Here is a 15233-nt window from a genome sequence, read left to right as displayed (position 1 = left end):
CTCTACAAAATGAAAAATCATGAGCCTTGCTTATTGCGAGGCTTTTTTCTATCTACCGAAAAGTGCGCTATCGAAAAGCGCGTGTGTGTCTTATTGACCTAAGCAAACGGATATTGGGATAGTTGCATTGGTTTATGCATCATCAACACGGAATTATCTGAGATTTACCTCGCTCGAGTTCCAATTTTTCTCTATAATATGCCGCCTATAAAGTAGTGGCGAATCGCTAGTACAGAATAAAACTTACGACAAAACGTGGAGTAAAAGATGCCTTCTCAAAGCCCAGTGATTACGGTTGATGGACCAAGTGGTGCAGGTAAAGGTACCCTGTGTATGTTGCTAGCAGATAAGCTAGGCTTTCATCTTCTAGACTCAGGCGCGATCTATCGCGTATTGGCTTTAGCGGCAATTCACCATGGTGTGGATACTGAATCAGAGGATGCTTTAGTACCGCTTGCTACACACTTAGACGTGCAGTTTATTGCTGAAGGCGACTTAGTTAAGGTTATCCTAGAAGGTGAAGATGTGTCTGGTGAACTTCGTAAAGAAGAGACAGGCATGGCGGCTTCAAAAGTTGCTGCTTTACCTCGCGTTCGCGAAGCACTGCTTCGTCGTCAACGTGCATTCAGCGCTGCGCCTGGTTTGGTTGCAGATGGTCGTGACATGGGAACGGTTGTGTTTCCTGAAGCTGAAGCGAAAATATTTTTAGATGCAAGTGCTGAAGAGCGTGCGAGTCGCCGCCTTAAACAGTTGCAACAGAAGGGGTTAGATGTTAAATTTGACGACCTTTTGAGCGAGATCCAAGAGCGAGACGACCGAGATCGTAATCGCCCAGTGGCGCCACTTCGCCCTGCAGAGGATGCTCTAGTGCTTGATTCCACCTCAATGAATATTGAGCAGGTAGTAGAAAAAGCACTACACTATATTGAATCGAAACTGGCTGGGTAATTTCGCCGAGCTAGTACGAACGTTGGTCGCAAGGATGATGACCGGCGAATTTATCAACCCCATGCGGTAGGATACCCATGGACGTTTAATTATTGAAGATTAAATAATGACTGAATCTTTTGCTCAACTCTTTGAAGAGTTTCTATCTGAAACTGAATTCCAACAAGGCAGCATCGTTAAAGGTACTGTAGTAGCTATCGAGAACGGTTTCGTTCTTGTAGACGCTGGTCTTAAGTCTGAATCTGCTATCCCTGCTGAACAATTCAAGAACGCTGCTGGCGAACTTGAAGTTGAAGTTGGTGCTGAAGTAGACGTAGCTCTAGACGCTGTTGAAGATGGTTTCGGTGAAACTCAACTTTCTCGTGAGAAAGCTAAGCGTCACGAAGCTTGGATCGTACTTGAGAAAGCTTGCGAAGAAGCTGAAACTGTTGTTGGTATCATCAACGGTAAAGTTAAAGGCGGTTTCACTGTTGAACTTAACGGTATCCGTGCTTTCCTTCCTGGTTCTCTAGTAGACGTACGTCCTATCCGTGACACTGCTCACCTAGAAAACAAAGAGCTAGAGTTCAAAGTAATCAAGCTAGACCAGAAGCGTAACAACGTTGTTGTTTCTCGTCGTGCTGTTATCGAATCTGAAAACAGTGTTGAGCGTGACGAACTTCTTGAAACTCTACAAGAAGGTACTGAAGTTAAAGGTATCGTTAAGAACCTTACTGACTACGGTGCATTCGTTGACCTTGGCGGTGTTGACGGTCTTCTACATATCACAGATATGGCTTGGAAGCGCGTTAAGCACCCATCAGAGATCGTTAACGTTGGTGACGAAATCCTAGTTAAAGTTCTTAAGTTCGATCGTGAGCGCACTCGTGTTTCACTAGGTCTTAAGCAACTAGGCGAAGATCCATGGGTAGCAATCGCTAAGCGTTACCCAGAAGGTCACAAGCTTTCTGGTCGTGTTACAAACCTAACTGACTACGGCTGCTTCGTTGAAATCGAAGAAGGCGTTGAAGGTCTAGTACACGTTTCTGAAATGGATTGGACTAACAAGAACATCCACCCTTCTAAAGTTGTTAATGTTGGCGACGAAGTTGAGGTTATGGTTCTTGATATCGACGAAGAACGTCGTCGTATCTCTCTAGGTCTGAAACAGTGTAAAGCTAACCCATGGCAGTCATTTGCAGAAATGCAAGCTAAGGGCGACAAAGTTACTGGTAAGATCAAGTCTATCACTGACTTTGGTATCTTCATCGGTCTAGAAGGCGGTATCGACGGTCTTGTACACCTATCTGACATTTCTTGGAACGCTGCCGGCGAAGAAGCTGTACGTGAATACAAGAAAGGCGACGAAATCTCTGCTGTTGTTCTAGCAGTAGATGCAGAGCGTGAGCGTATTTCTCTTGGCGTTAAGCAAATGGAAAACGACCCGTTCAACGCATACGTTGCTGACAACAAGAAAGGTGTTCTTGTAAACGGTACTGTTACTGCAGTTGACGCGAAAGGCGCTACTATCGAGCTAATCGAAGGCGTTGAAGGTTACATCCGCGCTTCTGAAGTTTCTCGCGACCGTATCGAAGATGCATCTCTAATCCTAAGCGTTGGCGACAGCGTTGAAGCGAAGTTCACTGGTGTAGACCGTAAGAACCGCGTAATCAACCTATCTATCAAAGCTAAAGATGAAGCTGATGAGCAAGAAGCAATGGCTTCACTGAACAAGTCTGAAGAAGGCGCGTTCGGTAACGCAATGGCAGACGCATTCAAAGCTGCTAAAGGCGAATAATAGCTTCTCATTAAGAGAATTATAGCTATCTAGCCAAGAAAGGAGCCGTAAGGCTCCTTTTTTTTTGCTTATTTTTCCGATAGGTCTATAATTTCTAAAAAGAAAACCAACGAGGGTAACTATGACTAAGTCTGAATTGATTGAGAGACTGTGCGCTGAGCAAACGCATCTTTCTGCAAAAGAAATTGAAGACGCTGTAAAAGACATTTTAGAGCATATGGCTTCAACACTAGAAAGTGGTGATCGAATCGAAATTCGCGGTTTTGGCAGCTTTTCTCTGCATTATCGTGAGCCTCGTGTTGGACGTAACCCAAAGACTGGTGACAAGGTTGAGTTAGAAGGTAAATACGTTCCTCACTTCAAACCAGGTAAAGAGCTGCGTGAACGAGTAAACTCAGGAATGTAGCCTACTTATCGGAATTAAGAAAAGCGGCATACTATAATGTATGCCGCTTTTTTATGACCATAATATGGTGGTCTGATTAGTAATTTTCCTGCATAATCGTACAGCTAACCAACCAATGAGTGATGAACTATGAAAATTATAAAAATAGTCGCCGTTATCGCACTTTTCCTAATTGCACTGGCTTTAGGCTCTCAAAACCAAACAACTGTGAATTTCAACTATCTGCTAGCGCAAGGTGACTTCCACCTATCAAGTTTATTAGGTGTTGTATTCGTTTCAGGCTTCGCCCTTGCTTGGTTAGTCTTTGGTAATATGCACATGCGGTCTCAGCTAAAAATTCATCGCTTGAAGAAGCAACTTAATAAGCAATCAAAGCAGGTCCCTGCTGATACTAAAGCTTAAAGGCTATATTTGATGTTAGAGTTACTGTTCTTACTTTTGCCCATCGCAGCCGCTTATGGCTGGTATATGGGTAATCGTAACGCTCAGCAAGAAAAACAAAAGCAATCACACCAGATCTCCCGTCAATACGTGACGGGTTTGAACCTATTACTGTCAGATCAATCTGACAAAGCGGTTGATCACTTTATTGAACTGCTTCAAGTAGACAATGAAACCATCGATACTCACTTGGCTTTGGGCAACTTGTTCCGCTCAAGAGGCGAAGTCGACCGCGCTATTCGTATTCACCAAAATCTCATCTCTCGTTCGGGGCTTACCCTCGATCAGAAAAATCTCGCACTGCAACAATTAGCTAAAGACTACATGGTCTCTGGCTTCCTTGATCGCGCTGAAAAAATCTTTGAACAACTTGTAGAAGAACCTGACCATAAAGAGGGCGCTTTACAGCAGTTGGTGGCTATTTATCAGCAGACCCGTGAGTGGAACAAGGCTATCCATTACGGAAATATCTTAGTTAAGCTCGGCAAGAAAAAAATGAAGATGCGTGCCACAGTCGCGCATTTCTGGTGTGAGCTTGCAATGCAAGAACAAGCCGATGGTAATCGTTCTAAAGCGCTTCAGCATTTTAAGAAGGCGCTTTCTGAAGACCCTAAATGTGTTCGCGCAAGTATCGCACTAGGGAAGTTCCACTTAGCGAACGAAGATTACCAAAAGACAATTGATTGTCTTGAATCGGTACTTGAACAAGATATCGATTTTATCAGTGAGGTGTTGCCAACCCTTGCTGAGTGTTACCACAAGCTTGGACAAGAAGCTCAATTGGTCGAGTTCCTCAAAGCGTGTATTCAGAAGAAAGCCGGTGTATCTGCCGAACTGATGCTGGCGCAATTGGTTGCTCACCATGAAGATGTAGGCTCTGCTCAAGAGTTACTGACAAAGCAGCTTGTTAAAAATCCAACCATGAAAGGTTTTTATCGATTAATCGATTACCACCTAGCGGAAGCAGAAGAAGGCCGAGCAAAAGACAGCTTAACCACACTTCAATCTATGGTTGGTGAACAGCTTAAGGTTAAGCCTCATTACCGTTGTCGTCAGTGTGGTTTCTCGACACACTCTTTGTATTGGCACTGCCCTTCATGTAAAGGGTGGGGGACGATCAAGCCTATTCGTGGGCTTGATGGTGAATAGATTTGTGGTCACTTTAAGACCAAATTATTAATTGCAGCTTTCGGGCTGCATTTTTATGACTGTTATTTATCACCTGCTTAGGTGATTAGAAATTTTTAGAAAGTTAACTGCGTTAGGAGATGAAATGAACGACCAAAAAATCATTGTAGCCTTGGATTATGATAATCAAGCGGATGCGTTAGCCTTTGTCGATCGAATTGACCCAGCATCTTGCCGCCTAAAAGTGGGCAAAGAGATGTTTACCCTGTTTGGCCCTGAATTTGTTCGTGAATTACATAAGCGTGGTTTCTCAGTATTTTTAGACCTTAAATTCCACGACATCCCGAACACATGTTCAAAAGCAGTCCGTGCTGCCGCTGAACTGGGTGTTTGGATGGTGAACGTACACGCAAGTGGCGGTGAGCGTATGATGACGGCTTCTCGCGAAATCTTAGAACCTTATGGCAAAGATCGTCCACTGTTAATCGGTGTAACGGTACTCACCAGTATGGAGCAATCTGACTTAGCGGGTATCGGTCTGGATCTTGAACCACAACAACACGTGATGCGCTTGGCTTCTCTAACGAAAAACTCTGGCTTAGACGGTGTTGTATGTTCTGCACAAGAGGCTTCTTTGCTTAAAGGTGCACTTGGTCAAGAGTTCAAGCTAGTTACTCCAGGTATTCGTCCTGTCGGCGCAGATGTTGGTGACCAGAAGCGCATCATGACGCCTTCTAAAGCGATTGAATCAGGTTCAGACTACCTTGTTATTGGTCGTCCGATTACGCAAGCGATAGACCCTGCTGCTATACTTGCAGAGATCAACGGTACGCTTGCTTAAGTCTATATTTGGATTGAGATATAAATAAAGAAGGCCAGCAAATTGCTGGCCTTAATTTTTTAGTCTGGATTAGTCTAAACTGGACTGAATGTTCTGTGTGGAGCCTAAACCGGAGCACCACTATGGAATTTGAAGTCGCTGTCTTCTGAAGTGATAAGATCAGCTTCTACTTGAGCAAAATGCGAAATACGCTCTGAAATATCTTTCCCTGCGATCTGTTCTGCTAGCTCAAGGTAATCTTGGTAGTGGCGAGCTTCTGAACGAAGTAGAGACACGTAAAACTTCTCCATGTCTTCTTCCAAGAAAGGAGCCAATTTAGCGAAGCGCTCACAAGAGCGAGCTTCAATAAACGCACCGATGATAAGCTTATCAACCAGAGCATCAGGCTCGTAAGTCTTAACTTGTTTGATCAAGCCCTTAGCGTAACGACCCGCCTCGATTGGCTGGTAAGTCACGCCTTTCTTCTCCATCAACTCCATGACTTGGTAGAAGTGATGCAGCTCTTCTTTGATCAGTAAAACCATCTTATCGATTAGGTCAGCACCGTAATTACAGCCTTCTTTCGCTGTGATTTGCTTGGATACGTTGCTTTTACCACGCAGAGACTCTAAGTCTCCGATACGACGGTAAGCAAATTGCTCGTATGGCAAAATCCATTCATTCAGTTGCTTCGCGCTTTCTTTATCGACGGCGTACTTGCGAATAAGGAATAAAGCACTCTGTGCCGCCTTAAGTTCACACAGCATGTGATCGCGTAGAATGATGTGAAGATTTTCTGGCTTTTTGGCTTCATCTATCCATGAATCTGGCGTTTCGGCTTTAAGAAAAGAGTGGATTGGAGCGAGTAATTCTTGATACATGGTCAGGGAAAGTTTGTTGATAATGCGGGGATTTTATCACAGCTCAAGAGATCTCCCTATACAGAGAAAGGAAATTCAACAGCTACAAAAAAGGCCGCCTATTTAATGTAAATAAGGCGGCCTTTAAGTGTTGAGTTAGACTGTTACCATTTCTTCTTCTGACCGAAGAGGGCATCCATATCGTCTTCTCGTTCTTTAGATTCCATCTGCTGCAAATCTTGAGCGTTTTTGTCTTGGCGTTTCTGGTCAAGCTCGTTAAGCATCTGTTGAAGCTTTTCTTTGGCTTGATTAGAGTACGAGTCGTTCTTAGTCGCCAAAGCATCAATACCTTTGCGTAATAGCTGAATCGCTGTTCCCGGTTGTCCGCGAGAAATCGAATCGTTTGCACGTTTGATAACATTTTCAATGTTAATACGGATTTGAATTGTTTCTAGGCGAGCATTTTCAACCACATAAGCTTGAGTCTCGAAACGGCCTTTATTGTGCTCGTTGCGCACCGTATCACGCAGGCGTTTAACTAACTTAAGCATCATGATCGCTTGCTTGTCACTACTTGGTACGCGGAAAGCGGTACTCTCGCCACCTTTGTAGTTCTCTTTTAGCTGAGTGATTTGTTGTTTTACGCTTTCAATGCGTTGGGCAAGCTGCTTATTTTTTGGATCGAGTTGATACATGTTTTCTAATGCATCAAGAATTCGATTGTTTAAGCATACAAGAAGATCTTGGCTAAACGGCATGTGATGAGCGTTGCCAATCAGTTCTTCTGTACCGTCAATAATGGTTAGATAACGAGAAGCTTCCTGTTTCTTCGCTGTTTCTACCTTAACTTTATATTGAAGCATGATGTTGTAGCCTAAAACTAACACCAAAAGAACGGCTACTAAGACGATTATTAAACCAATATTCATATATTTGAGTCTGCTTATTATTTTCTATAGCTAACTGGAGAGGATACACGATTCCATTGTGTATCGGCACTCGTAAATTGCAATTTCTGATTATCTCTTGTTGAGCGAAATCGGCAATCAAAACTTACCAACTAATGTATGAGAATGAGGGTTGGGTTGCAAAGCGTTAGTGATATTTTTGTTTGTTAAGCTAGAAAAACTCAATTTTTCTGTCATTTTTGTGTTCGAAGCGTTATAACTATTAATTATATTACACGCGACTATAACGCTCTCTTTGCAAATAAGTTAGCACAGAAATGAGTAAAGGATTACGAGGTTAGATATGAAGTTACAGCAACTGAAGTACATTGTTGAGGTTGTAAACCATAACCTAAATGTTTCAGCTACAGCAGAGAGTTTGTACACATCTCAGCCTGGCATTAGTAAGCAAGTTAGATTACTTGAAGACGAACTAGGTATTCAGATTTTTGAGCGTAGCGGCAAGCATCTAACGCAGGTTACCCAAGCGGGTGAGGATATCATTCGTATCTCTCAAGAGATTTTGGCACGCGTTGAAAGCATTAAAGCGGTAGCGGGTGAACACACACATCCAGAGATGGGTACATTGAATATTTCAACGACTCATACTCAAGCTCGTTATGCACTGCCTGATGTGATTAAAGGTTTCACGGCGCGCTATCCAAAAGTATCGCTTCACATGCACCAAGGTACGCCAAGCCAAATGTCAGAAGCCGTCGCTAAAGGTACAGCGAATTTTGCGATTGCAACGGAAGCGCTACACCTTTACCAAGATGCGATTATGCTGCCTTGTTACCACTGGAACCGTTCGATCGTCGTGACCAAAGATCATCCCCTGGCACAGAAGCGTAATATCACGATCGAAGATCTTGCGGCTTACTCTCTCGTGACTTATGTATTTGGTTTCACTGGCCGCTCTGAGCTTGATACCGCGTTTAACAAAGTAGGTTTAACACCGCGTGTTGTGTTTACTGCGACCGATGCAGACGTAATCAAAACCTACGTTCGTATGGGCATTGGTGTTGGTGTAATTGCAAGTATGGCTATTGACCACGAGCAAGATACTGATTTGGTTGCGATTGATGCGAGCCATCTATTTGGTGCGAGCACAACCAGCATTGGTTTTAGAAAAGGCACCTTCTTGCGTTCTTACATGTTTGATTTCATGGAGCGTTTTGCACCGCACTTAACTCGCCCTGTGGTTGAGCAAGCTATTTCTTTGAAATCGAACGAAGAGATCGAAGAGATGTTTAAAGATATCGAACTGCCAGTTCGTTAATCTCATCGTGTAAATTTTGATTCTTATTCGGCCTGTATTTGCAGGCCGTTTTTCTTTTGGGCTTTTCGTTTTCGTTTTCTTTATCGGGCCTTTCCATTTCGACCTATTACCCCTACAATCCACGCATCATAGGGGGAAGCATGCATTCACGATTTAAAATACTCGATTCATTTTTGCTAGAGCACCAGATTTACTGGCGTTCAGAGCCTTTTCACCTATGCCAAACTCAACAGCAGCCGTGGAAAGAGGTCAATCGTCCACTCGTTGATTGGTTAGAAAGCTTAGATAATGAAAGCATTCAAACCTTAAAAGAGCAGCCTCAGCTTTTGATTGAGGAACTGACTCGTTTCCTACCTGAATTAGAAACTGCTACCCAAAACATCCAGTTCGATAACACTGCTTTGGTTGGTTTAGACCTCCCACGTGGTACTGCTGATGGTATTCCTGGCCGAAAGCTACATCAAATTGTCGCAATGGGCGAGGCTGCATTATGCCATCACCATGGCAAAGAGTGGCTCGAGTGGTGTTCTGGTAAAGGCTTTCTTGGTCGAATCCTATCTCAGCAATCGGATCAAAAAGTCACTAGCTTTGAATGGCAGCAATCGTTATGCGAAAGCGGACAAAAGATTGCGGATGACCAGAAGTTAGCGATGGATTTTGTTCAAGGAGATGCGTTTTCAGACAAGGCCGATGACGTGTTTAATTCGTACCAACATGCCGTGGCCCTTCATGCTTGTGGTGATCTTCATGTTGAGCTAGTTAAAAAGTCAGTGTCACATGGGCTACCAGCGGTCACTATTTCTCCTTGTTGTTATCATCTTATTCGAGACGAAAACTATCAAGCGATGTCTTCTATCGCGAAAAGCTCAGCATTAACGTTAAGTAAGAGCGACTTGAGAATCCCGCTTCAAGAAACCGTTACTGGTGGTGAAAGAGTAAAAAGACATCGTCAACTAGAGATGAGCTATCGTCTAGGCTTCAGCCAGTTGCTTAAGGCTGAACTTAACATTGACGAATACATTCCTGTACCGAGCATCAAAAAATCAGAGTTAGCTGAGGGTTTTGAATCTTTCTGCCGTTGGGCATCTGAAGTGAAAGAGCTATCGCTGGGCTCAGATATTGATTTTGACTCTTATTTGATTCAAGGCGAAGCGCTTTTCTGGGAAATGGAAAAGCTGAGTTTGGTTCAACAAGTCTTTAGACGACCATTAGAGATATGGCTGGCTTTAGATCGCGCTATCTATCTGCAAGAGCAAGGTTATGAAGCTACGATTGAAGAGTTCTGTGAACGCAGTATTACGCCAAGAAATCTATTGATTCATGGGGTTAAAATCGAGCGCTAGTGGTAAACCGTACTGTTACGTGTTTTTACGAACTAAATCCATTAATGCAAAAAAGCCAGCGCGACATAATGTCGTACTGGCTTTTTGTTTAATGTGTATGAGTTAACTGAACGCTTCAACGAGAAGATTATTGCGTTCAGTTAGTCATTACATCATTAGTTAAACATTGCGATTGCTTCTGCTGGGTCTACGTATTCAAGGTCAAAGCTTTCTGCAACTTCTTTACAAGTTACTTTACCGTGAATAACGTTTAGACCTTCTAGGAAGCCTTCATCAGATAGAAGTGCTTCGCGGTAGCCTTTGTTCGCTAGCTTAACAATGTAAGGAAGTGTTGCATTGTTTAGTGCGTAAGTTGAAGTACGAGCAACAGCGCCAGGCATGTTTGCAACACAGTAGTGAACTACGTCATCAACAATGTAAGTTGGGTCTGCGTGAGTGGTTGCGTGAGAAGTCTCGAAACAACCGCCTTGGTCGATTGCAACATCAACAACTGCTGAACCTGGCTTCATCTTAGCGATGTGCTCTTTTGTAACCAATTTTGGAGCTGCTGCGCCAGGAATTAGTACTGCACCAATTACTAGATCTGCTTCTAGAACATGCTTCTCAATGGCGTCTTCAGTAGAATAAACCACTTTTGCGCGACCTTGGAATTCTTCATCAAGTCGACGCAGTGTATCTACGTTACGGTCAAGAATTGTAACATCAGCGCGAAGGCCTACAGCCATACGTGCTGCGTTAGCACCAACAACACCGCCACCAACAACAACAACTTTTGCTGGTTCAACACCTGGAACGCCACCAAGAAGAAGACCACAACCACCGTTAGATTTCTCTAATGTTTGTGCACCTGCTTGAATAGACATACGACCAGCTACTTCAGACATTGGTGCTAATAGTGGCAAGCGACCCATATTATCTGTTACAGTCTCATAGGCTACGCAGACAGCTTTGCTCTTGATAAGCTCTTCAGTTTGTGGAAAATCTGGTGCAAGGTGTAAATAGGTAAATAATATTTGCCCTTCGCGAAGCATAGCTCGCTCGACAGCTTGAGGTTCTTTAACCTTTACAATCATCTCTGCTTTCGCGAAAACGTCAGCAGCAGTAGGAAGAATGGATGCGCCTACAGCGATGTAATCATCGTCTGAAAAACCGATACCAGTACCGGCATTGGTTTCTACAAAAACTTGGTGGCCGTGTGAGATTAGTTCTCTCACGCTAGCTGGGGTCATACCAACGCGGTATTCGTGGTTCTTGATTTCCTTAGGTACGCCAATGATCATCCTGACTCCTCATTTTATTTTGGTTGTTTTATCTATGTGTAGGGTAATTCTGTCGAATTAATATCTAGTATAGATAGGTTTAGATAAAATTTGATACTGAATATTAAAAAGTTGTAGTATATTTTTTTGCAAGGAAGTAATAAGGTGGAATAAAAAATGGCAGACAATTATAAGAAGCCGTCCAAGGAACTAGATCGTATTGACCGCAACATTCTTAATGAGTTGCAAAAAGACGGTCGTATCTCAAACGTTGAACTCTCAAAACGAGTAGGACTTTCTCCAACTCCATGTCTTGAACGTGTTCGTCGTTTAGAACGTCAAGGTTACATTACTGGGTACACAGCGTTGCTGAACCCACAGTACCTTGATGCTTCACTTTTAGTGTTTGTTGAAATTACGTTGAACCGTGGTGCGCCAGATGTGTTCGAACAATTCAACACCGCTGTGCAGAAACTGGATGACATCCAAGAGTGTCATTTAGTGTCGGGTGATTTTGACTATCTTCTAAAAACACGTGTATCTGATATGGGTGCTTACCGTAAGCTACTGGGTGATACGTTACTTCGTCTACCGGGCGTAAACGACACTCGAACTTACGTAGTAATGGAAGAAGTGAAACAAACCAATCAACTTGTGATTAAAACTCGTTAGTCACAATTGGTGAAATGAAAGAAAGCGGACATTTGTTCCGCTTTCTTGCTTTCTGGAATTGGGTTTTTCTGTTTGATATGGTTAAATCAACAGTAGTTTCATTGAAACGAGCGGCTTTGGCCGCTCGAGATGTTTTTATCCCGTTTAATTATTAAGTTGGTTTATGTTCAAGCAGAGCAGTAATAAAGTAGAAACAATCATTAAAACGAGTGAAGAGCCTCAGTCTCCTCGTTTGAGTGGTTCTCAACGTCTCAAAGAGTGCAGTCTGATTCTCGGTGTTCTCTTCTCTATTCTACTTGCCGTTGCGTTATTAACTTTTAGTCCTGCAGACCCATCATGGTCGCAAACGGCGTGGGGTGGTGACATTCAAAATGCGGGTGGCTACCTAGGTGCTTGGTTGGCGGATACGCTTTTCTTCGTATTTGGTTCTTTGGCTTACCCTTTGCCTATCTTAGTGACGGTTGCTGCGTGGGTATTATTCCGCAAACGTAATGAAGACGAGCAGATCGACTTCATGCTGTGGGGCACTCGCTTACTTGGCCTGACTATCCTAATTCTTACGAGTTGTGGTTTAGCGGATATCAACTTTGACGACATCTGGTACTTTTCATCCGGTGGCGTAGTGGGCGACGTCTTAACAAGCCTTGCTCTTCCAACGTTGAATGTTCTTGGTAGTACGCTGGTTCTTCTTTTCTTATGGGGGGCTGGCTTTACTCTATTAACCGGTATTTCTTGGTTAAGTATTGTGGAATGGTTGGGTGAATGTGCCATCAAATTCTTCACGTCTGCTGTTAATAAGGCTCGTGGACAAGACCAAGAGCTGCTTGAGCCTCAATTAAGAGAATCAGCAGACCGCGATTTAATCGAAGAACGTCATCACCAGCATCAAGCGCCAACTTACCGCGATGTTCCTGCTATAGAAGGCAACAAAGAATCAACAGAGCATGATCCGCTAGATCCTGCGATGAGTTTTTCTGCGGCCAATGATTCGTCAGACGTGGCGACAAATGCGCGAGACAATGCTGCATCGCCGAAGCGTCATTACAATATTCATATGCCTGTCGATGCTCCTGCGAAACAAGAAGCTCCTGTTCATGAAGAACCTCAGGTTCAGCCTCAAGCGGTAATTGAGTCAGAGCAACCGATCCCTGCAGCAGCTGTTTACCAAGCGCCAGAAGAACCGCTAGAAGAAGGTATTGAGCGCTCTAAACAGTTGAATGCAACGATAGAGCAGCTAGAAAATGCGGCCATGTATGAAGATGACCTAGCAGAACAAGATCAGGTTGACGCGCATGATTCTCAGGTTGCTTACCAACAATACATGCAGAACGAACAACCAGAAGTTGGCCCTGCTCATGCTGACCTTAGAAGTGCTGAACCAGAATTAGATAGCTCACCACAAGTAAATGGCGAATTTGGTTCTGAAGATGTTCAACCTGAATCTTTATACGCTTCACCTATGGGCGAGCCAGAAGCAACCGTGGAAGACGATTTCTCTGCACAACCTTCACCGTTTGATGTTACGGAAGAGCAAAGCTACCAACAGGGCTCAGAGCTTGAATCAGAACAGGCTGAAGCTGAATTAGCTGACGCAGCATTAATCGAAGAACAGTTTGAACCTTTCCCTTATCAAGAAGAACATTCAGAACCTGAACAGCCAACAGCACAAAACCTAGAGCCAACTGTTGATCTTCCTTGGGAAGAAGTAACGGAAGAAGAACCTGCGCATCAAGATCAAGATGTCGCCGCATTCCAAAGCATTGTTTCTGAAGCCCAAGCGAATATGGCAGCGGCGCAGAATCCGTTCTTGGTTCAACAAGATGTTAATTTACCTAAGCCTGCTGAGCCATTACCCACGCTTGAATTGTTATTCCACCCTGAAAAGCGTGAAACCTTTATTGACCGTGATGCGCTAGAGGCAATTGCTCGTCTTGTTGAATCTAAGCTAGCGGACTACAAGATCAAAGCAGACGTTGTCGACATTTTCCCAGGTCCAGTAATCACTCGATTCGAACTTGATCTGGCTCCAGGTGTGAAAGTAAGCCGTATTTCTGGCCTTTCTATGGACTTAGCGCGTTCGCTCTCTGCATTGGCAGTACGTGTCGTAGAAGTGATTCCGGGTAAACCTTATGTTGGCTTAGAACTGCCGAATATGAGTCGCCAAACGGTATTCTTCTCAGACGTGGTTGCTAGCCCTCAGTTCCAAGAAGCGAAATCGCCAACGACAGTGGTTCTAGGACAAGACATCGCTGGTGAAGCCGTTATTGCTGATCTATCGAAAATGCCTCACGTTCTGGTTGCAGGTACAACCGGTTCTGGTAAGTCGGTAGGTGTGAACGTAATGATTCTGAGTATGCTTTACAAAGCATCACCGGAAGATGTTCGCTTCATCATGATCGACCCGAAAATGCTTGAGCTATCGGTTTATGAGGGTATTCCTCATCTATTGTCTGAAGTGGTAACCGACATGAAAGATGCGTCGAACGCCCTTCGTTGGTGTGTTGGCGAGATGGAACGACGTTATAAGCTGATGTCAGCATTAGGCGTTCGTAACATTAAAGGTTACAACGATAAGCTTAAGATGGCAGCGGAAGCGGGTCACCCAATTCACGATCCACTGTGGAAGCCGGGCGACAGCATGGACCCAGAAGCGCCATTGCTTGAGAAACTGCCTTACATTGTGGTTATCGTTGATGAATTTGCCGACCTAATCATGGTGGTTGGTAAGAAGGTTGAAGAACTGATTGCACGTTTGGCACAAAAAGCACGTGCGGCGGGTGTTCACTTGATCCTAGCGACGCAACGTCCATCAGTGGATGTTATTACTGGTCTTATTAAAGCGAATATTCCAACCCGTGTGGCCTTTACGGTATCAACTAAAACGGATTCACGAACTATCCTTGACCAAGGTGGTGCGGAATCACTATTGGGCATGGGTGATATGCTTTACTTGCCTCCTGGTTCTAGCCATACAACTCGTGTTCACGGTGCCTTTGCATCTGATGACGATGTACACGCAGTCGTGAATAACTGGAAAGCGCGTGGTAAGCCAAACTATATTGATGAAATCACCAACGGCGAACAAACCCCAGAAACCTTGCTTCCGGGTGAGAAGATGGAAGGTGATGAAGAGGTCGATCCTCTGTTTGATCAAGTGGTAGAACACGTTGTTCATTCACGTCGTGGCTCAGTTTCAGGCGTACAGCGTCGATTCAAGATTGGCTACAACCGTGCTGCACGTATTGTCGAGCAACTTGAAGCTCAAGGTATCGTAAGTGCTCCAGGTCATAACGGTAACCGAGAAGTCTTAGCACCAGCGCCACCAAAAGATTAGTTCCGGTAGGAACTCATAA

General features: G+C 44.0%; 13 protein-coding genes. 10 read left to right on the top strand and 3 right to left on the bottom strand.

The annotated features are described in order from the left end of the window. The first annotated feature begins 267 nt into the window (after nt 1-267). From cmk to pyrF, 6 genes are all read left to right on the top strand, one after another. Nucleotides 268-948, top strand: a complete 681-nt coding sequence (gene cmk / locus AB4503_RS13305) for a (d)CMP kinase (protein ID WP_017060237.1) — start codon at nt 268-270, stop codon at nt 946-948. 106 nt (nt 949-1054) lie between these two features. Beyond that, nucleotides 1055-2725, top strand: a complete 1671-nt coding sequence (gene rpsA, locus AB4503_RS13300; RefSeq protein WP_010439921.1) for a 30S ribosomal protein S1 — start codon at nt 1055-1057, stop codon at nt 2723-2725. Between the two features lie 121 nt (nt 2726-2846). After that, nucleotides 2847-3131 (top strand): integration host factor subunit beta, encoded by a 285-nt coding sequence (gene ihfB, locus AB4503_RS13295; protein WP_017060238.1) that lies wholly within the window; start codon nt 2847-2849, stop codon nt 3129-3131. Nucleotides 3132-3260: 129 nt separating this feature from the next. Continuing rightward, on the top strand, nt 3261-3533 hold the full coding sequence (locus AB4503_RS13290; protein WP_017060239.1) for a LapA family protein: 273 nt from the start codon (nt 3261-3263) through the stop codon (nt 3531-3533). Between the two features lie 12 nt (nt 3534-3545). Beyond that, a complete protein-coding gene (gene lapB, locus AB4503_RS13285) occupies nt 3546-4721 on the top strand; it encodes a lipopolysaccharide assembly protein LapB (protein ID WP_017060240.1) in 1176 nt (391 codons plus the stop codon). A 124-nt stretch (nt 4722-4845) separates the two neighbouring features. After that, nucleotides 4846-5541: an orotidine-5'-phosphate decarboxylase gene (gene pyrF / locus AB4503_RS13280; RefSeq protein ID WP_372115018.1), complete on the top strand. Its 696-nt coding sequence runs from the start codon at nt 4846-4848 to the stop codon at nt 5539-5541. 104 nt (nt 5542-5645) lie between these two features. On the opposite strand, the gene miaE is transcribed toward pyrF, so the two are convergent. After that, a complete protein-coding gene (miaE, locus tag AB4503_RS13275) occupies nt 5646-6401 on the bottom strand; it encodes a tRNA isopentenyl-2-thiomethyl-A-37 hydroxylase MiaE (protein WP_017060242.1) in 756 nt (251 codons plus the stop codon). A 143-nt stretch (nt 6402-6544) separates the two neighbouring features. Next, the gene (locus tag AB4503_RS13270) at nt 6545-7309 is read right to left on the bottom strand and encodes a hypothetical protein (RefSeq protein WP_017060243.1); all 765 of its coding nucleotides are present in this window, start codon (nt 7307-7309) and stop codon (nt 6545-6547) included. Nucleotides 7310-7631: 322 nt separating this feature from the next. On the opposite strand from AB4503_RS13270, the gene cysB reads away from it, so the two are divergent. After that, a complete protein-coding gene (gene cysB, locus AB4503_RS13265; protein ID WP_017060244.1) occupies nt 7632-8606 on the top strand; it encodes an HTH-type transcriptional regulator CysB in 975 nt (324 codons plus the stop codon). A gap of 140 nt (nt 8607-8746) precedes the next feature. Further along, a complete protein-coding gene (locus tag AB4503_RS13260) occupies nt 8747-9949 on the top strand; it encodes a methyltransferase (RefSeq protein WP_102393838.1) in 1203 nt (400 codons plus the stop codon). A gap of 155 nt (nt 9950-10104) precedes the next feature. On the opposite strand, the gene ald is transcribed toward AB4503_RS13260, so the two are convergent. Continuing rightward, the gene (gene ald / locus AB4503_RS13255; protein WP_017060246.1) at nt 10105-11229 is read right to left on the bottom strand and encodes an alanine dehydrogenase; all 1125 of its coding nucleotides are present in this window, start codon (nt 11227-11229) and stop codon (nt 10105-10107) included. A gap of 156 nt (nt 11230-11385) precedes the next feature. Here ald and lrp point away from each other — a divergent pair, with 156 nt between their 5' ends. Both lrp and AB4503_RS13245 read left to right on the top strand, forming a co-directional pair. Next, nucleotides 11386-11880 carry a leucine-responsive transcriptional regulator Lrp gene (gene lrp / locus AB4503_RS13250; RefSeq protein WP_004734558.1) on the top strand — a complete coding sequence of 165 codons (495 nt, stop codon included), beginning with the start codon at nt 11386-11388 and terminating at the stop codon, nt 11878-11880. 163 nt (nt 11881-12043) lie between these two features. Beyond that, nucleotides 12044-15214 carry a DNA translocase FtsK 4TM domain-containing protein gene (locus AB4503_RS13245; protein WP_372115014.1) on the top strand — a complete coding sequence of 1057 codons (3171 nt, stop codon included), beginning with the start codon at nt 12044-12046 and terminating at the stop codon, nt 15212-15214. Nucleotides 15215-15233: the final 19 nt, after the last annotated feature.

Origin of the sequence: Vibrio sp. 10N.222.55.B11 (assembly GCF_041473705.1) — a bacterium.
In the GTDB taxonomy this organism is placed as follows: Bacteria; Pseudomonadota; Gammaproteobacteria; order Enterobacterales; family Vibrionaceae; genus Vibrio; species Vibrio crassostreae_C.
The sequence above is the reverse complement of the archived record's forward strand: the minus strand, read 5'-3'. Positions and strand labels throughout refer to the sequence as shown.